Origin of the sequence: Xanthomonas sp. NCPPB 1062, assembly GCF_041481705.2 — a bacterium.
In the GTDB taxonomy this organism is placed as follows: Bacteria; Pseudomonadota; Gammaproteobacteria; order Xanthomonadales; family Xanthomonadaceae; genus Xanthomonas; species Xanthomonas euvesicatoria.
This window is the reverse complement of the sequence record NZ_CM192987.1, coordinates 1,674,146-1,694,742: the sequence shown is the minus strand read 5'-3', so window position 1 is coordinate 1,694,742 and position 20,597 is coordinate 1,674,146. Positions and strand designations below refer to the sequence as shown.

Genomic DNA, 20,597 nt, shown 5'->3' with positions numbered 1-20,597 from the left:
CGCTCTTGCCAATCCCCAATCCCCAATCCCGACTCACGGCTCCGGATCACGTCGCTCCCAGCATCCGCATCAAATTCGGCACTCCCCTGCCCTGCACATAGCGGTCGCGCTGCAGGTCGGTGCAGGTATCCAGCAGCAGTTGCTTGACCCGATCGGGGAAGCCGATGAACTCGCGGCGCGCCGACAGGAAGCCGGCCAGCACGCCGGAGACATGCGGTGCGGCCATGCTGGTGCCGCTCATCTCCACCATCAGGCTGGTCGGGTCGTTCGGGTCGAAGTCGTAGTAGGCCGACAGGATCTTCTCCCCTGGCGCGACCACATCCGGCTTGCTGCGGCCGTCGGCGGTCGGCCCGCGCGAGGAAAAATACGACACGCCATAGTTGTGCGGGCTGCTCTTGTGCACTGAGCCGACCACGATGGCGTCTTCCAGATTGCCCGGGTCGCTGATCGACAGATCCATGTTGGCGGCATATGCGTCACCGTCGTTGCGCATCAACCAGGCCAGGCCTTCGTTGCCGGCCGCGACCACCACCAGCACGCCTTGCCGCCACAGCCGGCGTAATTCGTTGCACAACGGCGTAAACCCGCAACCGTAGCTCTCCGGGTCGAAGCAGCCGCCCAGGCTCAGATTGACGCCATGGATGACCAACTCGCCGGCACGCTCGTTGATGTCGGCCACCTGCTGCACCGCCTTGATCGTCCACGAATCGCGGCCGTTTCCGGCATTGTCGAGCACCTTGAAGCCATACAGCTGGGTATCCGGCGCGATGCCGGAAAATTCCAGCGGACGGCCGGGCGTGCCGCCCGCCTCCGGGATCGACGCGCGGCACTGGCCGGCGATGATGCCGGCGATATGCGTGCCGTGGCCATGCCGATCGAGCCGGGTAAACGCCGTGCCATCGGCGCGGGTCAGCCGTTTGGGCGCGCCGCGCCGCGTGCAATCCCACTGTGCCACCACGGTGTCGCGTTCACCCTTGACGAAAAAATGCGGGTGATCGGCCACGATGCCGGTATCCATCACCGCCCAACCGATCTGCTGCCCGCGTGCGCGATACGCCGTGCGTGCCGCATCGGCATGCAGCACATTGCCCGACACATGGATCAACGCGCGTTTTCCGGCATCGCGCCATACCCGCCGAAAGCCCAACGCGCGGTAGCGATCCTGCAGCGACTCGATCTCGAATCGGGTCAGCCGCGCAGACACGAAACGCTGCAGGCTGTCTTCCAGCTCGATCGCCTCATCCAGCGCATCGCCGCTCAGGCCGGTGGTACGCGCAGCGGCTTCGCGCACATGCTGCAACAGCAATGCGCGCACACCGGCAGGGTCGTTCCCCAACACGCGCCGATCCAGCTCGATCAGCACATCGTGCCGGTACTCAGGGCCATGCGCTTCGAGCTGCTCGCTGAGGTCCTTGATCAGCACTGCATTGGACACCGGCTGATCGAAGCCCACACCCACGGCTTGGCGCACCGCGGCGCGCACCTGCGGAATGGACAGATAGCCCGAAGCCGAATGCGGGTTGTGCTGCCAGTCCGGGTTCAAACGCGCAGCGGCCAGGTTCTCGAAACGTCCTTGGGCATTGGCGATGTCGTCGGTGAGGTCCGGGTCCAGCGCGATCGGGTCGCGCGTTTCGGCCACATTGATCCAGCGCTGTACGCACTCGGGAAACGGCAATTTGCGCGTGCCAGTCCAGCGCTTGAACATGCTGCGCACCTGCGGCAAGCCCAGTGGCGAACCCAGGGTGAGGAACAAACTGACCTCGCAATCGGCGGCCTTCAGCTGGCGCAGCACATCGAAGGCGATCATCGACCCCTGGCTGTGCGCCACCACCACGAATGGCCCGCCCCCTGCGCGCAGCCGCTGCGCCAGACTCTCGCGCATCAACGCCGCACGTTCCGGCACGAAGAACAGGTCATGCACATCCTGCAACAATGCAGCCGAAATCAGCCGCAGCAACACCCGGTTGATCGCATCGATGGCGCCCTTGGCCTGCACGCTGCCGGACACGGACGTGCCCTGAAGCTCGTCCAGCAGCCGATGCAGATCGGTGCGTTCCTGCTCGCTCTGCGCCAGCGCGTCTGCCAACAGGTGCAGGTCCTGTTCGCCCGGCACCAGGCCAAGCGTACTCAAGGCGCGCTGCACGCTTTGATTGAGCGCCGGCCCCACATCGCGCGCGTCGCAATTGCCCGGCTCGGCCACTGGATACCGCTCGCGATTGACCCAGTACGCCAGCCGCGTGCGCTCGCCCATGGGCCGCCCGAACAACGCCTTGTCCCACTGACAACGCAGCACATCGGCCGGCGGCTTGTTGCCGATGCCATGGATGTAGATCACCGTGCGCGCCTTGCCCTGCACGCGGGTCGCTGTGGACTCCTGGGTCCCGGCCTGCTGCGCGCGCGCAGCGCGCGGCCGCGCCGGTTGTTGCGTGCTTGCAGCCGCCTTGCGCGGCAGCGCGCGTGCAGGTTTCGAACGTGGGGGCTTGCTTGTCGCCATCGCGTCGCTCCTTCGTATGCAGACTGTTCCGTTCGGTACGGGACTGAAGCCACTGTAAGCGTTGCGCATCTCACCACTTGTGACAGGGCGCGCCGATCCCTACACTGACCCGGTCAGCGTTTTATTGCTTTCCCCGGGGGTGCACTGGTTTCGACGGGGGTCGCGAAGTCGCTTGGCGCATGCCGAGGGGGCAGCTTTCCTCGTTAATCCAGCAGCAAACTTTTAGTTGCCAACGATGACAACTACGGTTCGGACTTCGCTATCGCCGCTTAATTGGCTTTAGTTGTAGTTCTACAGCCGCCTAAGGCGAACCCCCGAACCTACTTGTGCCCGTGCTCGTAGGTGTAGGGTCATTATCACGGAACCATCGGTAGTGGCTGCCTGTCAGCTACCGGTCAGATAAAGCAGGCTGGTTTCCAGGTGCGCTTTGCCAACCGTGCTGCCTGGAAACGAGATCTAACGGAGGGCTAAGCATGTAGTGCTGGGGATGGAGTGCTTCCGGACGGCGGTTCGATTCCGCCCACCTCCACCAATGAGCGGACCGATGAGGTCCTGAGAAGGCCGGGAACCCCCGTAAAACAAGGGTTCTCGGCCTTTTTCATGTGCGACGCAGTGCGCAGGTGAACGTATCACGCCATGCGACGCTGGGGACATCTGGGGGCATGCAGCCAATGGCCAACGTCGATACCCCCACGATGCCCTCGCCCACCTTGCGATATGCCGCGCCAAAGCTGCGCTCGGATTCCGCCAGCACCGGCAAGCGGTCCGGCATCCCGATATCGACTTCGATGAGCCGATGCCGGGGCGCCTTGTCGGCCACGATCTCCGCAGGGCGCAGTCATTGGTTGCCGGCGACGTGGCGGGCGAGAGAGCGATCAGGCAAACGCCATCTGTCACCTGTTCGAGTCATCGCTGCGCCTGGTTGCACGCGGCCATCCACGCGCTCGACATGACGCAGCGCACCGGAGCGACATCGATGCAAAGCGCTCAAAAAACAGCGCCCTCTCAACCGTTCCTTGATCATTTCCAGGCGGAATCCCCATACGACCAGCCCACCATGCGCGCCGCACCGGATCGGGAACGACGTCGCCAGCAAGTCGCGTTGCCCGGCCCAGTGCACCTCTCTATATGGTCAAGGGCGGACGGGTCAGATGTCGGGTATCTGTGGATTGTGGTTGGAACCAAATTCTCACAAAGACAGCAGCACGCTAGGACGGCGTGGAAGTGCGATGGTTGCTGTGATGAAGCACCGTGGAGATAAAGCGTGTGTGGCAACCGTCGTTGACACGCCCCTGGTACTTGCAGCATGCGGGAGCTCTGGCACCCCGGGGACTCGCATGGGCTTTTCTGCCGATGGTCGTTATCTTGTCGCCTTCGCTGGACGCGCCAATGGCCTCTCGCCGCTTTACAGCACACCAGAGGCTTGTGAGAGCAACACCTCTGCCGCAAGGATCGCGCAAAGCATTCAGTCGTTGGGGCTGCAGCAAACCCTAGCGCTCATCGATGGCAGCTTCTGCCTGGCCATTCTTGATCGTCGATTACACACGCTGTCGCTAGTGCGCGACCGCATCGGTCAATGCAGCCTGTACTACGGCTGGACACATCAGGGTCTTGTGTTTGCTTCTGAACTCAAAGCAATCGCTTCCTCTCACGGCTTCAGTAACTTGCTCGATCGGAATGCGCTGACGCTCCTGCTGCGATACGGCTACATTCCATCGCCATATAGCATCCATCGAGGCATCTTCAAACTCGCGGCAGGAACCATTCAAGTTTTCAGCACGCTGGATGTGGAACGCGGTGCGCCCCATCACGACCCCAGCGAGGGGGCGCGCTACTGGCATCCGAAAAGAAATGTCAGCAACTTAATCCAAGCAAGAGAGCATGTGACCGAAGAGCGTGCGATCAGCCGCCTGCAGGATGCGCTCTCGATGGCGGTTGACCGCGTCAGCGATCGCAAGACTGGTTCATTCCTGTCGGGAGGAACCGATTCCAGCCTCATCACGTCCCTCCTGCAGTCGCAACGCTCAACACCTGTCGATACCGTCACCATCGGATTTGAGGATGCCGACCACGACGAAATGGATTGGGCACAAAAGGTTGCAAGCCATCTAGGTACGCGGCATTTCCAACAACGCATCAGCGATCAGCAGGCCGTGGCCATTCTGCCGGAGATATCGGAGGCGTTTTGCGAACCCTTTGCGGACTCGTCCCAGATTCCGACACTGCTTGCAGCAGGCTCCGCGCGCCGCCAAGTCAGTCACATGCTGACAGGCGATGGAGGCGACGAATTGTTCTTCGGCCATGCCGCGTATGCGCGTGCACTGCGCAATGCGCGCCTGAGCTCCATGATCCCGGACACGCTGCGCTGTTCGCTGCGTCGCCGGGGCGTCTACACGAAGGAGTCGGCCCGTTTGGGCGGATGGCGAGCGGCCCTGGGGGAGACGATCAGCCGCTCGGTGGAAGACAGCTACCTGCTCAGGGTCTCGCGTTGGCGCAACCCCCGTTGCGCCGTGCTTGGCTCCATGGAGTACCCCACGATCTATGACACCCCCATGGAGCAGCTGACCGTCGGATCCCCAGGCGAGCGCGTTCTCTTTATGGACATTGCCATGGAACTTGGGGAAGGACTCATGACCAAAGTCGACCGCGCGTGCATGCTGCATGGCCTGAACACGTCTTCCCCCTTCCTGGATCAGCAGGTATTTCAGCTGGCCTGGCAGATTCCGCTCAAGCTCAAAATGGTTCGTGGGGAGCAAAAATACATTTTGAAGCGCCTGCTCGAACTGTATCTGCCGCAGGAGCTTATCTACCGACCCAAGCGAGGCTTCGGTGCGCCTGTCGGCCGCTGGCTACGCGGCCCCTTACGCGAGTGGGCTGAAGACTTGTTGACACCTTCAAAACTCGAAGAGCAAGGCGTCTTCGACGTCGGGGTGGTGACGCATCTCTGGCAAGCGTTCATCGCAGGTCAACGAAAGTGGCACACGCATCTTTGGCCCATTCTCATGTTCCAGGCTTGGCAGCAACGCTGGCAGCAGCGGCCCTCCTTTTGTGTGGACGAGGCGTGCCATCGCGATCCAGAAGGTATAAGCCACCTCACCATTGAGGCGTTCGTTTGACAGCGAGGTCACCGAAAGCGCTTGCGCGTTGCGACATGCGTCCGCGTTGCGACATGCGTCAGTGCGTGCTGGGGCCCTGCCCACCCGCTTCAACCTCGCCCCAGAGATAAACGGACAAGGCCGGGATTTCCCGATGCAGAGGTCAGACGTTGGCCATTGCGAAGGACGAAGCAGACTGCGCGCGCTGCGTCAGTTAGTGACGCGCGCGGCATGGTCGGGCTCATCGCGACGAACGAGGGCCCCTGCCCGGTCGTCGGCAGCTGCACACCGCGGGGCGGCATCGCCGCGGAGTTGATCGAACAAGGCCAGCAACGCGCTGGCTTCGTGTTGCAGCAACGCCAGTGCGCTTTTATTGGGCTCTTCCATTGCACTTGCTCCAGAGACGCTCGACGGCGCCCTGATCAAACCCGAGCAAATCGCGTGCCAGCCGTCAGGGCTTCCCGCTCAGGCGTACTCGCGCTGCTCTTGCGCCTTGGCGTGCATGGCTTCCAGCGTGACCATGCCGGCAATCCGGGCGGCTGCCATGGCGCTGCGATGGTCGGGAAAGGTCGACGACAGCGCGGCGCCTGCCAGGTTCGCGCCGCGGCCGATGCCGATCTGCGCAATATCCCAGCCTGCCACCCAGCCATGGGCGGGGGTATCGCCTTTGACGGCATGACAGGTGAGTTGGTAATTGCCTAGAAAAATGACCAACGGGCGCCCTTTTCGGTGACTGCTTGCCAGCATACCGCCACGACGCTGCTTCCGGGGGCAATGTGCCGTCTGCCAGCTGACTCGGCAAGCGAAGTGGAGCGTAGGCACGCGGCTTGCATCGGCCTCGACCAGACAATCGTGCCGGGGGAACGCGGTGTTGACCAAAAGAACCAAACGTCGTGCTGCCGGGGCCTTGCTGGTGGGTGGGCTGATCTTTGTCCTGATCGGCGTGGGCGGGTACCTCACGACGCAGCGTTCGCTGTCGGACGCCGGCTGGGTGACGCACACCCAGGAAGTGATTGCCAGCATCGACGAAATCCAGGCGGGCATGCTGTCGGCGGAATCGTCGGCGCGCGGCTATGTCTTGACCGACAACGAGGCCTTTCTGGGCGTGTATGCCGATGCGATCGGCCGCCTGCCCGAGCGCATCGTGCGGCTGGACGCCCTGGTGCAGGACAACCCGACGCAGCGGCGCAATGTGGTCGTGCTGAGCCGTTTGGTGGACGCGCGCCTGGTGCAGATCGACGAGTTATTGCATAGCTATCGCAAGCAAGGCCTGGATGGCGCGCGTGCTGCCATCGCGCGCGGGGTGTTCCAGACCTCTTCATCGCTGCGCCGCCAGGTGCAGACCATGACGGAGCTGGAGCGGCAGCAACTGATCAGGCGCAATGCAGCCACCACCCGCAGCGCACAGTGGGTGCTGTGGGTGACGGTGATCGGCATTGTCAGTGGCTTGCTGGTGATGCTGTTGGCGTACCGCTTGTTGTCGCGCGAGCTGGAACGGCGTACGCGTGCCGAAAACGACGCCAGCCGGACCAGCGAGCGCCTGATCGAGTCGTTTGCCGCACTCGAACGCACCTCCGCTGGCCTGGAGGCGCTGGCACGCTACTCCGGGTTGCTGCAGAACTGCCGCGATGCCGAAGAAGCGCTGGAAATAACTGCACGCACGATTGCACCGCTGATTCCCGGTGCCGCCGGCGCGGTCTACTTGCTACGCGCCTCGCGCGATCGCGCCGAACAGGTGGTCGCCTGGGGCGAGATGGCAGACGACGCCAGTGCCAGCATCGCGCCGGACAACTGCTGGGCGCTGCGCCGCGACCGCACCCATGTGGTGATGGACGCCGGCCAGGGCATGCTGTGCCAGCATGCCGGCGTCAACCTCCCGGCGCATGCGGCCACCGCCTGTATTCCGCTATCGGCGCAGGGCACGCAGCTGGGGATGCTGGCATTGCGTAGCGAAGACCCTGACGATCTTGCCTCGCTGACCGTGGCCGAGGCGGCAGCAGAACAACTCTCCTTGGCGCTGCACAACCTGCGCCTGCGCGAAACGCTGCGCCAGCAATCGATCCGCGACCCGCTGACAGGCCTGTACAACCGCCGCTATCTGGAAGAAACCCTCAGTCACGAGTTGGCGCGCTGCACGCGCCGCGAGCTGCCCTTGTCGGTGCTGATGCTGGATGTGGATCACTTCAAGCGGTTCAACGACCTGCACGGGCACAGCGGCGGCGACCGCGTGCTGGCGGCCATTGGCGAATTGTTGCTGGCGCAGACGCGTGGCGAGGACATCTGCTGCCGGTACGGCGGCGAAGAATTGACGATCATCCTGCCCGAAGTCGATCTGCCAACCGCGTGCATGATGGCGGAGAAATTGCGCGCCGGCATCGAGGCCCTGCAGGTCATGGGCGATGGCGTCTGTCTGCCGAAGGTCACCGCCTCGTTCGGCGCGGCCAGCTTTCCCGCTCACGCCAGCACCGTGGCCTCGTTACTGCAACGGGCGGACGCGGCGCTGTATCGCGCAAAGCAGGGTGGCCGCAATCAGGTCGTGAGCGCGGATGTGCTTGCATCCGTGGCCTGAACGCAAGCAGCCGGGCGTGCTGCTGCGGTCTGTCGCAGAGGCCTGTGTCGCGCGGTCGACGCTCAGATCCACATCGCGCGCGCTTGGCGAACCCTGGTGCGAGCGCCTGAACGAAGATGCTCGGATCATTCGCCGGCGCGCGCATTGCAGCGACGAACGCTCAGGCACATGCGCTCATGCCAAGACCAGGCCTCAGCCGCAGGCGTGGCCCGCGTCGTCGGTGGGGATCAGGCCCGCACCGGCCAGCATGCCGTCGATACGCGTGCGCACATAGGCGGCATCGTCCTGCGCGACGCTGCTCAGGATCGCTTCGGCACGCGCCTGAAAATCCAGATAGTCGAAATCCGCATCTTCATCTGCCGACAACTTGGGCAACTCTTCCTGCAACGCGTCCAGGCGCGTGGCCAGTTCTTCGCGGGTGGGCATGGCAGACTCCGACAACCAAAACGATACGTTTGCGGCAGCGCCGTCAAGGATGTGCGAAGCCTTGCGCTGCAACGCTTCACTTTCCTACCCATTGCGGTGATGAAGACACGCTCAACTTTGACCGCACTCCGCCGATAATGATGCCGACTCCTATAGAACCTTCCCTGTGATCCTCCACCTGCGGCGGGATTTCCGACTCGGCATCGTCAAGATGCTCGGGCCAATCACCGCGCTGTTGCTTTGCCTCTATGCGGTGTATTTGGCCATGACCGGTCAGGTAGTTGCGTGCCTGGTCACCGCGGCGCTGGGCGTGCTTGCGGTATGGCGCGGCTGGCAGATGCGCAGTGCCGAAGACACCGGCGCCGGCGGCGTGTGGCTGGCGTCGATCAACGTCGGCGGGTGCCTGGTGGCGTGCTGGACCGGTGGCGACGGCGCCCTGCCCTGGCTGTTCCCGGTGCTGGCCACCAATTATTTCTTGTGCGGGCCGCGACGCGCGGTGTTGTTGAGCTTGCCGCTGCTGGCCGCCTTGTTGTTCTTGCCAGGCTTGATCACCAGCCCCGGCCAGGGCGTGTCGACGATCGTGGTGACGCTGGTGACGCTGGCGGTGGGCTACGCGTTTTCGCTGCGAATGCAGGACGACCGCGTGCACCTGGAAGAACTGGCCTCGCTGGATGCGCTGACCGGCTTGCCCAACCGTCGCATGCTGGAACGTGCGCTGACCCACCAGATCGATCAACGTCAACCGCACGACCGGCTCAACAGCCTGATCATCCTGGATCTGGATCACTTCAAGGAGGTCAACGATCTGTACGGGCATGCCGCTGGCGATGCGGCGCTCTCGGATCTGGCCACCATCCTGCGCTTTGAAGTACGCGAACCGCACCAGGTCTTCCGTTTTGGTGGCGAAGAATTCGTGGTGCTGCTGCGTGCCGGCTCGCTGGCCGAACTGGAAGCGGCCACCGAACGCCTGCGCAAGGTGATACGCAACGGCTTGCGCGGACCCGGCGGGCGCATCACCGTCTCGCTGGGCGCGGCGCGCCACGATGGCGAAACGCATTGGCAGGACTGGTTTTCGCGTGCCGATGCGGCGCTGTATCTGGCCAAGAACGGCGGACGCGACAGCGTGCGGGTCGCCGAATAGGCACCTGGCGGCATGGAAGCGTCCGGGTCTGCGTAGGCATACGCACCTGACAGATGGGTTACGCCTTGGTCGCGAATGCGATGGTGGTGACGAAAGCGCCGGTAGCGCGCCTGTCAGCCGAGGTGCGCGAACTGGCGGCGTCGGATGCATGGCCAGTATCGCCAGCCATCGCCCGCACACGTTCGACCGCCCCGTTTAGCTCTGACGCTGCAGCCAGAACTGCGGGGCGACCCACTGGCCCCCCCGCACGTCGTTCAACGATTGACCACGGCCACCGGTGCCGCAGGGGCTTGGTCCTGCTTCCAGCCACCGAGCGCCTTGTACACGCCGACCACGCCGACATTCACCGCCGCTTCGGCCTGCGCCAACGCATCGTCGGCCGCCAGCTGGGTGCGCTGCGCATCCAGCAGGGTGAGGAAGTCTTCCGAGCCCTCGCGGTAGCGGATCTGCGCCAGCTGCTCGGCACGCCGCGCGGCATTGGCCTGCTCCACCACGATGGCCAGGCGCGCCTGCTGGCGGCCATAGCCGATCAACGCGTTTTCGGTGTCTTCCAGCGCCAGCAATACGGTTTGCTGATACTGCGCCAACGCACCTTCGGCCTGCGCCTTGCTGGCACGCAAGCGCGCACGCACGGTGCCGAAATCGAAGGCGGCCCAGCTGATCGACGGGGTCACCGACCAGGCCTTGGCGTTGCCTTCGGTCAACCTGGCTGCGTCGCCGGTGAGGAAGCCGACGAACCCGCTCACGCTGATGCGCGGAAACAGGTCGGCAGTGGCCACGCCCACTTGCGCGGTGGCTGCCGCCAGCCGGCGCTCGGCGCCGCGCACATCCGGACGCTGACGCAGCAAGCCGGCGGTATCGCCCAGCGGCAGCGGGCGCGCGAACGCCGGCATCTCGCGCGCGGCCAAGGTGGCATCCAACGCATCCGGTTGCTGGCCCAGCAACACAGCCAGACGGTGGCGGTATTGCGCCTCGGCGGTTTCCAGCAGCGGAATATCCGCCTCGATCGCCTTCAACCGCGCCAGGCTGCTCTGCACGTCCAGCTCGCTGCCGGCACCCAGATCCCATCGGGTCTGGGTCAGCTTCTGGGTGTCGCGCAGGTTGGTGAGCGTGCGCTTGGAGACGTCCAAGCGCTTCTGGGTGCCGCGCAATTCGAAATAATTGCGCGCCACTTCGGCAGCAACGGTGACCTGCACGTCCTGCAGGTTGGCCTGCTCGGCATCCAGGTCGGCACGCGCGGCCTCCGATGCACGCCGCTGACGGCCGAACAGGTCCAGCTCCCAGGCCGCATCCAGACCGAGCGTGGTCTGCTCGGTCAGAAAGCGCTGATTGCCGGCGATCACCTGCTGCTGCTCGCGACGATCGAAGCTGCCTTGCGCGGCGATATGCGGCGCCTGATCCAGGCGGCGCTCGACGAACACCGCGCGCGCCTGCTTGACGCGCGCCACCGCGATGCGCAGGTCGTGGTTGGCGAACAAGGCGTCGCGCACCAATTGCTCCAGCACCGGGTCGTCGAACTGCGACCACCAGTTGCCCACCGGCGACTGCGCGCTGTATGCCGGGTCTTGCGCGCCTTGCAGCGTCACCGCCGCCGGCGGATCGGGGCGGTAATCCGGCCCGACCGCGCAACCGCTGAGCACCAGTGCAGCCAGTGCCACGCTCAGGAAGTTTCTTACCATGGCAACACCTCTCCCAGATGGGTAAAGCTGCCGGTGGCACCGTGGGCATCCAATAGCGCCATTTGCACGCTGCTATGCGCGCCCTGCTCCACTTCGATTTCGCCGCCGCCACCGTTCATGTCGGTTTTGACGTAACCCGGATGCACCGTGTTGACCTTGATGGCTGTGTCGCGCAATTCGTAGGCCAGATGCACCGTCCAGCTGTTCAACGCGCTCTTGGACGCGTCGTAAGCAGGAATCTTGAAGTCGTAGATCGGCGAGCCGGGCTGGCTGTGCAAGGTCAGCGAACCGAGGATGCTCGACACGTTGACGATACGCCCGGCCAGCGAACGACGCAGCAGCGGCAGGAAGGCCTTGGTCACCTCGACCACCGCGAACAGATTGGTGTCGAAGGTACGCTTCCACACCTCCAGGCTCTGCTGCGACGGGGTACGCTGCATGTCCTCGATCATGATGCCGGCGTTGTTGATCAGGATGTCCAGATGACCATGGCGCTGCTCCACCGTGCCCACCGCGGCAGCAATGCTGATGTCGTCGTTGACGTCGAGCTGGATGGCCTCCACCGGCAGGCCTTCGGCCTGCAACTTGAGGGCCGCGGCCACGGCGTCGTCGCGCTTGCGGCCGGCCAGCAGCGTGTGCACGCCGGCGGTGGCCAATTGCCGAACGGTCTCCAGGCCGATGCCGCGGGTTGCGCCGGTGACCAATGCGATCTTGGTGTTGCTCATGTGTAAATCCTTCGAATGTATGTAGGGGGAAGTCACGCGTGCTTAGGCGTTGACGTGCGCGTGATCGTGCGCAACCGCGGGCGGTGTCGCGGGCCCGCGACGGGTGACCCACTTGCGCAGTGCCACGTAGAACACCGGAGTCAGGAACAGGCCGAACAAGGTCACACCCAGCATGCCGGCGAACACCGTGATGCCGGTGACCGAGCGCACTTCGGCGCCGGCACCGTGGCCGAACACCAGCGGCACCGTGCCGGCGATGAAGGCGATGGAGGTCATCACGATCGGACGCAGGCGCAGGCGGCAGGCTTCCAGTGCGGCTTCGACAATGCCCTTGCCGTGCATTTCCAGTTCGCGGGCGAACTCCACGATCAGGATCGCGTTCTTGCACGCCAGGCCCATCAACACCACCAGACCCACCTGCACGAACACGTTGTTGTCGCCATTGGTGAGCCACACACCGAACAGCGCAGACAGCAAGGTCATCGGCACGATCAGGATCACTGCCAGCGGCAGGGTCCAGCTTTCGTACAACGCAGCCAATACCAGGAACGCCAGCAACACCGCCATCGGGAACACGATCAACGCCGAGTTGCCTTGCGTGGACTGCTGATAACTCAGGTCGGTCCACTCGATGTTCATGCCGTTGGGCAGCACCTGCGGCGCCATGCTGGACAGCTTCTGCATGGCCTCGGTGGACGACAGCACGCGCGGGTCCGCTTCGCCGATGAGGTCGGCGGCCGGGTAGCCGTTGTAGCGGATCACCGGGTCCGGGCCGTAGGTCTGGCCCAGCGTGACCATGCTGCCGATCGGCACCATGTCGCCGTTGGCGTTGCGCGTGCGCAGGTTGGCGATGTCTTCCACGCTATCGCGGAACTGTCCATCGGCCTGGGCGATCACCTGATAGGTGCGACCGAAGCGATTGAAGTCGTTGATGTAGGACGAACCCAGATAGGTCTGCAGCGTATCGAACAGATTGGTCAGCGGCACGCCCTGCGCCTTGGCCTTGTCGCGGTCGACCTTGGCATCGAGCTGCGGCACGTTGGCCTGGTAGGTACCGATCGGGAACTGCATGCCCGGCGTTTGCGAGATCGCACCGGACATCGCATTGACCGCACTCTGCAACTGGCCATAGCCCAGGCCGGCACGGTCCTGGATGTACAGCGAGTAGCCCGAGCCCTGGCCCAAGCCAAGAATCGGTGGCGGCATGAAGGCGAACGCGAAGCCCTGCTGGATCTGGCTGATGCGTGCGTTGATTTCCGCATTGATCTGCGCGGCGGTGCGGCTGCGCTGACTGAACGGCTTGAGCGTCAGGAACACCGTGCCGGTATTGGGCGTATTGGTGAACTGCAGCGGGTTCAGGCCCGGGAACGCGATTGCGTGATCCACACCGTCGGTCTGCAGCGCGATCTGGGTGATCTGGCGGATCACCTCATTGGTGCGCTCCAGCGACGACCCTTCCGGCAGTTTGGTGCCCGCAATCAGATACAGCTTGTCCTGGGTCGGAATGAAGCCGCCCGGCACCAGCTTGAACATGAAACCAGTACCGACCAACAGCAGCAGGTAGACCACGAACACCGCACCCCGCTTGCCCAGCGCACGCGACACCGCGCCTTGGTACTTGTGCGAGCTGGTGTTGAAGAAACGATTGAACGGGCGGAACAACCAGCCGAACAAACGGTCGATCAACCGCGACGGACCATCCTTGGGCGCGTCGTGCGACTTCAGCAGCATCGCCGCCAGCGCCGGCGACAAGGTCAGCGAGTTGATCGCCGAAATCACCGTGGAAATGGCGATGGTCACCGCGAACTGCTTGTAGAACTGGCCGGTCACGCCCGACAGGAACGCCATCGGCACGAACACCGCGCACAGCACCAGCGCGATGGCGATGATCGGCCCGGACACTTCGCGCATGGCCTGATGGGCAGCCGCCAATGGGCTCAGGCCTTCTTCGATGTTGCGCTCGACGTTTTCCACCACCACGATCGCATCGTCGACCACGATGCCGATCGCCAGCACCAAACCGAACAGGCTCAGCGTATTGATCGAAAAGCCCAGCAGGTACAACGCAGCGAACGTACCGACCACCGACACCGGTACCGCCAGCAACGGAATGATCGAAGCGCGCCAGGTCTGCAGGAACAGGATCACCACCAGCACCACCAGCAGCACCGCTTCCAGCAGCGTGTGCACCACCGCGCTGATCGAATCGCGCACGAACACGGTCGGGTCGTACGCGGCCGACCATGCCATGTCCTGCGGGAACTGCTTTTCCAGTTCGGCCATCTTGGCGCGCACCGCATCGGACAATTCGATCGCGTTGGCACCGGGCGACTGGAACACGCCCATGCCCACCGCGTTCTGGTTGTCCAGCTGCGAACGCAAGGTGTAGTTGCCGGCGCCCAGCTCCAGACGCGCCACGTCGCTCAGCCGCACGATCTCGCCGCTGTTGCCGCTGCGGATGACGATGTTGCCGAACTCTTCTTCGGTGGTGAGGCGGCCCTGCGCATTGATCGAGAGCAGGAAATCGCTCTTGTTGGGCATGGGTTCTGCGCCGAGCTGGCCGGCGGAGACCTGCACGTTCTGCTCGCGGATGGCGGCGACCACATCGCTGGCGGTGAGCCCGCGTGCGGCCACCTTGTCCGGGTTCAACCAGATGCGCATGGCGTAGTCGCCGGCACCGAAGATCTGGATCTGTCCCACGCCCGGCAGGCGCGACAGCTCGTCCTTGACCTTCAAGGTGGCGTAGTTGCTCAGGTACAGCGAGTTGTACTTGCCCTTGGGCGAGGTCAGATGCACGACCATGGTCAGCGTCGGCGATTGCTTCTGCGTGGTCACGCCTTGGCGGCGCACGTCCTCGGGCAGACGCGCCTGCGCCTGGCTGACGCGGTTCTGCACCTGCACCTGCGCCTGGTCCGGATCGGTGCCGGGCTTGAAGGTCACGGTGACCACCAGCACGCCGTCCGAGCCGGCCACCGACTTCATGTACATCATGTTTTCCACGCCGTTGATGGCTTCCTCAAGCGGCGTGGCAACGGTCTCGGCGATGACCTTGGGGTTGGCGCCCGGATACACCGCGCGCACCTGCACGCTCGGCGGCACCACTTCTGGGTATTCGCTGATCGGCAGCAGCGGCATGGCGATCAGGCCGGCGGCGAAGATGATGATCGACAGCACCGCGGCAAAGATCGGCCGGTCGATGAAAAAACGGGAAAAGTCCATTGGGATGGTCCTGAAAGAGGTTGCCGCCGGGTGGCGGCGCGGCACAGCGGCCCCGGGCCGGCCTGATGACGAGGCCGGCAGTCATGAGCTGCGATGCAGCGATACAGCAGTACAGCCATTGCAGGTGGTGCGCTGTCGCCAGGCAGGCGCGACAGCGCGCAACGCGCGTTGGCGATCCCTAGTTGGAAGCGGTGCGCTTGTCCGCCGCCGGCGCCATGGCCACGGTCTTGGCGTCCACCGGCATGCCGGGCATGAAGATCTTCTGCACGCCATCGACCACCACGCGGTCGCCGGCGGCCAGGCCGCTACGCACGATGCGCAGACCATCGGCACTGCGGCCGAGCTCCACATCGCGGCGCTGCGCCTTGCCGTCCTTGTCCACCACGTACACGTATTTGCGGTCCTGGTCGGTGAGCACGGCCTTTTCGTCGACCAGCATGGCCTTGAACTGGCCGCTGCCCAGCAACTGCACATGCGCATACAACCCCGGCGTGAATTGCCGTTGCGCGTTGTCCAGTACCGCGCGGACGCGGATGGTGCCGGTGCTGCGGGTCACCTGGTTGTCCAGGAAATCCACGCGACCGGTGTGCGGGAAGCCCTGCTCGCCGACCAGCCCGATCCGCACCGGCAACTCGCCGCCACGTTCGTCCGGGCGCTCGCCGTTGCGGGCCATCTGCGAATAGCGCAGGAAGGTGCCTTCGTCGGCATCGAAGTAGACGAATACCTTGTCCAGCGACACCAGGGTGGTCAGCACGCTGGCGCTGTCGCCGGCCGTGACCAGGTTGCCGGCGGTGACCATCGCACGCCCGGCGCGGCCATCGATGGGAGCGCGCACGCGCGTCCAATCCAGGTTGAGCCTGGCGGTGTCCACCGCGGCCTGGGCGGCCTGCAGGTCGGCATCGGCCTGATCGGCGGCGGCGCGGCGCTGCTCCCAGGTTTCGGTGGAGATGGCCTGCTGCTCGGACAATTTGCGTGCGCGCGTGGCTTCGCTACGTGCCAGCGTGGCCTGGGTGCGGGCACGCACCAGCGCCGCGTTGGCACGCGCGAACTCGGCGCGGTAGCTACGCTCATCGATGGTGAAGAGCACATCGCCCTTCTTCACCTCTGCACCTTCGGTGTAGTTGACCTTGTCGATATAGCCGGACACGCGCGGACGCAGTTCCACGCTTTCCACCGGCTCGATGCGGCCGCTGAATTCGTCCCACTGGCTGATCTGCTTCATCAACACCGGCGCGACGCTGACGCTGGGCGGCGGCGGTGCGCCGGTCTCGGCGGCCTTGCTGCCGCAGCCGGCGAGCACGACCGCAAGCACGGCGCCCGCCAACACGGTACGCAAGGGAAAACGGAACGGGGTGGCGTTCGTGGTCATGGGGAAATCTCTCGGGTGGGGATGGGAAATTGCAGACCGGCCAGCCGGCTGGCCGACGGTGCGGCCGGCGGGCGACGACTCACGGTCACGATGGCTTGTCCGGGCTGGCCAGGCCCGGCAATCAGGGAAACAGCGGCGCGGCCGACGTCCACGGCGCGGATCCATTCCGGACAGGCGTCCTTGGCGCGGCCGGGCGTGCAGACCGGCTGTTCGACCGAGAGCAACTGCACGCGGACGCCCAACGGCTTGGCTTCCTCGTGCAACACCTGGGCAAGCATGCGGGTGGCTGAGGCCGCAACCGAACGATCGCCATGCGCCGACCAGGCGCGCAGCGCGCACGGGCTGCCAAGCAGCAGATAGCGGCCGCCGCCGTCGGCCTCGGCCAGCAGCGGCAGCAGGTGACGGGCGGCAGCCAGATGCGGCAGCACGTCGCGCTCCAGGCGACGACGCAGGGCGGCCACCGGCCGATCCACCAGCCGCCCAGCCTTGGGCGGGCTGCCCAGGCTGGCGATCACCGCGCCCAGCGGTCGTTGCCGCTGGGCCAGTTCGGTGGCCAGGCGCTGCGCAGATGCATCGTCGGCCACTGATCCCTGCACGATGTCCAGCAGCGGGGAGTGACCGTGCTGCGCACGCAGTGCGTCCAGCTTGGCGGCGTCGCGCCCAATCACCACCGTTGGCATACCGGCATCCAGCAATGCAGAGACGATGCCCATGCCCACGTTGCCCGCGCCGCCAATGACGGCCGTCTCGGATTGAACCATCCCGCTCATGGGATTTTCGCTCCCGAGATCGGGATAATTCCACGGCGTGCCCAGCGCGCCTGCAGTCCAGTCCGCTGCGCAGGCGCGCCGCCAGCCTGCCGCCGTGGCGAGCTGGAGAATTCGCGCAAGGCACTGTCGTACGACCGTTTTTCCGTGGAAACGACCGGATCGAAGGCGCTTTCGATCGCACTGCGCTGACTGGAAGACACGCCGAAAACGTTGCACAACCACATGGCCGTGCTCCTGCATGGAGGGGATGCCGCATAAGTTAGGCTTCAAAGCAGCACTTGATTAGTCCGGATTTAGGGGAATAATCGTCCCGCAAGCGGTCTAATCCCTCCTGACCCCCGGAAGGCATCCCATGACTCACGATCTCAACGACACCTTGATCTTCGTCAAGGTGGTCGAACAAGGCAGCTTCATCGCCGCCGCCAATGCGCTTGGCCTGCCCAAGACCACCGTCAGCCGCAAGGTGCAGGAACTGGAAACCCGGTTGGGTGCGCGCCTGTTGCATCGAACTACCCGCCGCATCGGCCTGACCGAAGCCGGCTCGGTGTACCACGAACATTGCCAGCGCATCGCGCGCGAACTGGAAGAAGCCGAAAGCGCGGTGGGACAGCTGCAATCGGGCCCGCGTGGCTGGCTGCGTTTTACCGTGCCGTATTCGCTGGGCATTACCTGGATCGCGCCGTTGCTGGGCGAATTCCACGCGCAATACCCGGAAATCCAGCTTGACATGCATCTGGGCAACGAGAAGCTGGACCTGATCGGCGGTGAAGCCGATCTGGCATTGCGCGTCGGCGCGCTGCCCGACTCCAATCTGGTGGCGCGCAAGCTCGGCAGCTTGCGCACCCAGGTGTTCGCCAGCCCCTCCTACATCGAACGCTATGGCGAACCGCTGCATCCGGACGAATTGCAATTCCATCGCACGCTCGCCTTGCGCAAGAACCGCAACGTGCACAACAACCGATTTTTCTGGTCGCTCAGCGACGGCAGCGATGTACGCGATTTCCCGGTCAATCCGCTGATGGTGGCCAACGATCCGGCCGCGCTCAACGGTGCGGTGCTGTGCGGCGAAGGCCTGTTGCTGACTGGCGATGTGATGGCCAAACCGTTCGTGCAATCGGGCCTGGTGCGTCGCGTGCTGGCCGGTTGGACCGGGCCTGAGGTGGACTTCAACGCGGTGTTCGCCGGCGGCCGATTGGTGTCGCCGAAAGTGCGGGCGTTCGTGGACTTTTTGGTGACGCGCATGAATTTCGATGCGGATTACATGATGGCGCAGTGCCCTGCCCGCTTGGCCGCACAAAAGGCCGACAACGATGCGAAAGTCGAAGTGGGCGCAGACGCGGAGTTGCGCGCCGAAGGCAAGCGAATCTTGGAAAACGTCACGGCGTAGTGCCGGATCGACTGCGCCGGCGGTGGTTGCCGTCTGGCGCAGGCCATAAGTTCATCGATGCAACCCAGTGAATGCATTTCTGTCACCACACGCGTACAGCCGATGACAGCTCGGTCGCTTTGCAGATGATCTCACTGCCGTCAGCGGTGAGTTGGAAAAGATCGAGACGTCCGTCGTGGCGTCGTCGGATGCGATCACCCGATGAGCGCAAAGCCGACTCGGTCGCGCGCGGTGCCCTCGCCGCTCGCAGGACGCGCCGTCAACCCATCCATCGGGGCTCGATGGCGGCATCCATGCCGCCGTCGTTCTCCCGCAAGCGGCGAGAACACCGCGCCAGCACGTTGGTCGGTCGCGCGGAAAGCGGCCCATCGTAGGAAAGGGGGTGGAGATACTTTCTCGCCTGAGCACCGCGAGCTAGCCGCGCCTCCTTGAATCGCTAGCGAACGCATCTATCGCTTGCACAAATACAGCGACCAACTCGATTGACCCTTGCCCGCTCACCGTCGCGGGACCCTTGGCGGCATGGATGCCGCCACGGAGCTAACATGGACCTACTTGCAGCGTGTCCCGCGATGGTGGGGGGCAAGGGCCCTGCAATAACACCCAGATCCGCGCTTTGAAGTTCCACAGTTACGCCGACACATTCGCGCCGATGACGTGAGAAAGATCGAGACCTCAAAGCCGTGCAGACCATCCGTTCTAAACCCAAGCGATTGGTTCGCTGCTCTTGATCACACCATGCAGCAAAAAAACAGGCCGCTTTCGCGGCCTGTGTTGCATACATCAGCACATCGCAGGTGAGTCATCCGACCCGCCACGATTCACTGCATCCCCTCAACGCATGCCGGTGTTGCTGGCCGCGCCGTCGGCACGCAACGGAATCAGGCGGATTTCGACGCGACGGTTCTTGGCGCGGCCGGCATCGGTGGTGTTGTCGGCAATCGGATAACGCTTGCCGGCGCCCATGGTTTCCATGCGCTCGCGCTGCACACCTTGTGCGGTCAGGTATTGCGCTACCGCGCTGGCGCGCTCTTCGGACAGGCGCTGATTCACCGCATCGCTACCGACGCTATCGGTATGCCCCACCACTTCCACCATGGTCTGGTTGTACTCGCGCAGGGTGGAGGCCACGCCGTTGAGCGCAGTGTAGAACTGCGGCTTCAATGCCGACTTGCCGAAGTCGAAGGTGATGCCATCGGGCAGGTTCAGGCTGATGTTGTCGCCCTGGCGTTGTACTTCGATACCGGTGTTGGCGGTGCGCTCACGCAGCGCGCGCTCCTGGCGGTCCTGGTACTGGCCAATTGCTGCGCCGCTCAGTGCACCGATGCCAGCGCCGACCATTGCGTGCTGACGACGCTCGGTGGCGCTGTCGCCGGTGAGCAGGCCTGCAGCCACACCAATGGCGGTACCGATCAGCGCATTGCGGCCGGTCCGATTCTGCTGTTGCGTCTGCTCGCCGTATTGGTCGCGCTGCACATACGAGCCGCCGGTGGCACACGCGGACAGCGCAATGACGCTGGCCAATGCAACGGCAAGACTTTTGGTGGCTGCTGGGGACATGGTGCTCTCCTATGGCCGGACCATCCGGCGCTCAATCGTGTGCGCGAGGATAAACAGGCCCACGCGACTGGCGCATGATGAAAACTGCCGCAACCCACGTGTAACGGGTGTGCCATTCAGGAAAACGTTTTCGGCGATGACGCGTACACGTGCGCCGCCACAT

16 protein-coding genes and 1 other RNA gene are annotated in these 20,597 nt (G+C 64.3%); 5 read left to right on the top strand and 12 right to left on the bottom strand.

Annotated features, from left to right (window positions below):
- Positions 1-46: 46 nt before the first annotated feature.
- Positions 47-2,494 carry a S8 family serine peptidase gene (locus ACCQ16_RS07400; RefSeq protein WP_218489355.1) on the bottom strand — a complete coding sequence of 816 codons (2,448 nt, stop codon included), beginning with the start codon at positions 2,492-2,494 and terminating at the stop codon, positions 47-49.
- A 135-nt stretch (positions 2,495-2,629) separates the two neighbouring features.
- Here ACCQ16_RS07400 and ssrA point away from each other — a divergent pair.
- Positions 2,630-3,026: a transfer-messenger RNA gene (gene ssrA, locus ACCQ16_RS07395) on the top strand.
- A gap of 66 nt (positions 3,027-3,092) precedes the next feature.
- Here ssrA and ACCQ16_RS07390 read toward each other — a convergent pair.
- On the bottom strand, positions 3,093-3,314 hold the full coding sequence (locus ACCQ16_RS07390) for a hypothetical protein (protein WP_008577251.1): 222 nt from the start codon (positions 3,312-3,314) through the stop codon (positions 3,093-3,095).
- Between the two features lie 331 nt (positions 3,315-3,645).
- On the opposite strand from ACCQ16_RS07390, the gene ACCQ16_RS07385 reads away from it, so the two are divergent.
- A complete protein-coding gene (locus tag ACCQ16_RS07385) occupies positions 3,646-5,610 on the top strand; it encodes an asparagine synthetase B family protein (RefSeq protein ID WP_506175290.1) in 1,965 nt (654 codons plus the stop codon).
- A gap of 189 nt (positions 5,611-5,799) precedes the next feature.
- On the opposite strand, the gene ACCQ16_RS07380 is transcribed toward ACCQ16_RS07385, so the two are convergent.
- Together ACCQ16_RS07380 and ACCQ16_RS07375 are read right to left on the bottom strand one after the other, a co-directional pair.
- Positions 5,800-5,976, bottom strand: a complete 177-nt coding sequence (locus tag ACCQ16_RS07380) for a hypothetical protein (RefSeq protein WP_008577255.1) — start codon at positions 5,974-5,976, stop codon at positions 5,800-5,802.
- A gap of 78 nt (positions 5,977-6,054) precedes the next feature.
- Positions 6,055-6,303: a hypothetical protein gene (locus tag ACCQ16_RS07375; RefSeq protein ID WP_014089797.1), complete on the bottom strand. Its 249-nt coding sequence runs from the start codon at positions 6,301-6,303 to the stop codon at positions 6,055-6,057.
- Positions 6,304-6,502: 199 nt separating this feature from the next.
- On the opposite strand from ACCQ16_RS07375, the gene ACCQ16_RS07370 reads away from it, so the two are divergent.
- Entirely contained in the window at positions 6,503-8,158 is a 1,656-nt protein-coding gene (locus ACCQ16_RS07370; RefSeq protein WP_277572942.1) for a sensor domain-containing diguanylate cyclase, read from the top strand.
- Positions 8,159-8,350: 192 nt separating this feature from the next.
- Here the strand turns inward: ACCQ16_RS07370 and ACCQ16_RS07365 are convergent, their stop codons facing one another.
- The gene (locus ACCQ16_RS07365; RefSeq protein WP_277572886.1) at positions 8,351-8,656 is read right to left on the bottom strand and encodes a hypothetical protein; all 306 of its coding nucleotides are present in this window, start codon (positions 8,654-8,656) and stop codon (positions 8,351-8,353) included.
- A gap of 94 nt (positions 8,657-8,750) precedes the next feature.
- Here ACCQ16_RS07365 and ACCQ16_RS07360 point away from each other — a divergent pair, with 94 nt between their 5' ends.
- The gene (locus tag ACCQ16_RS07360) at positions 8,751-9,725 is read left to right on the top strand and encodes a GGDEF domain-containing protein (RefSeq protein ID WP_005919921.1); all 975 of its coding nucleotides are present in this window, start codon (positions 8,751-8,753) and stop codon (positions 9,723-9,725) included.
- 254 nt (positions 9,726-9,979) lie between these two features.
- Here the strand turns inward: ACCQ16_RS07360 and ACCQ16_RS07355 are convergent, their stop codons facing one another.
- The 6 genes from ACCQ16_RS07355 to ACCQ16_RS07330 all read right to left on the bottom strand — a co-directional run bounded on the left by ACCQ16_RS07355 (position 9,980) and on the right by ACCQ16_RS07330 (position 17,711).
- Positions 9,980-11,404 (bottom strand): efflux transporter outer membrane subunit, encoded by a 1,425-nt coding sequence (locus ACCQ16_RS07355; protein ID WP_029819075.1) that lies wholly within the window; start codon positions 11,402-11,404, stop codon positions 9,980-9,982.
- Positions 11,398-12,129, bottom strand: a complete 732-nt coding sequence (locus tag ACCQ16_RS07350) for an SDR family oxidoreductase (protein ID WP_008577266.1) — start codon at positions 12,127-12,129, stop codon at positions 11,398-11,400. Before ACCQ16_RS07350 ends, ACCQ16_RS07355 begins: the two co-directional genes overlap by 7 nt.
- A 42-nt stretch (positions 12,130-12,171) precedes the next feature.
- On the bottom strand, positions 12,172-15,348 hold the full coding sequence (locus ACCQ16_RS07345) for an efflux RND transporter permease subunit (RefSeq protein ID WP_008577268.1): 3,177 nt from the start codon (positions 15,346-15,348) through the stop codon (positions 12,172-12,174).
- Between the two features lie 178 nt (positions 15,349-15,526).
- Positions 15,527-16,717: an efflux RND transporter periplasmic adaptor subunit gene (locus ACCQ16_RS07340; protein WP_029819072.1), complete on the bottom strand. Its 1,191-nt coding sequence runs from the start codon at positions 16,715-16,717 to the stop codon at positions 15,527-15,529.
- A complete protein-coding gene (locus ACCQ16_RS07335) occupies positions 16,714-17,487 on the bottom strand; it encodes an SDR family NAD(P)-dependent oxidoreductase (protein ID WP_218531867.1) in 774 nt (257 codons plus the stop codon). The genes ACCQ16_RS07340 and ACCQ16_RS07335 overlap by 4 nt, the downstream gene beginning before the upstream one ends.
- A complete protein-coding gene (locus ACCQ16_RS07330) occupies positions 17,484-17,711 on the bottom strand; it encodes a hypothetical protein (RefSeq protein WP_031421913.1) in 228 nt (75 codons plus the stop codon). Before ACCQ16_RS07330 ends, ACCQ16_RS07335 begins: the two co-directional genes overlap by 4 nt.
- A 128-nt stretch (positions 17,712-17,839) precedes the next feature.
- On the opposite strand from ACCQ16_RS07330, the gene ACCQ16_RS07325 reads away from it, so the two are divergent.
- Positions 17,840-18,874, top strand: coding sequence for an XC_2801 family transcriptional regulator (locus ACCQ16_RS07325; protein ID WP_005925689.1), 1,035 nt, complete (start codon positions 17,840-17,842; stop codon positions 18,872-18,874).
- Between the two features lie 834 nt (positions 18,875-19,708).
- On the opposite strand, the gene ACCQ16_RS07320 is transcribed toward ACCQ16_RS07325, so the two are convergent.
- Positions 19,709-20,434, bottom strand: a complete 726-nt coding sequence (locus tag ACCQ16_RS07320) for a YiaD family glycine zipper/OmpA-like lipoprotein (RefSeq protein ID WP_277572885.1) — start codon at positions 20,432-20,434, stop codon at positions 19,709-19,711.
- Between the last annotated feature and the right edge of the window lie 163 nt (positions 20,435-20,597).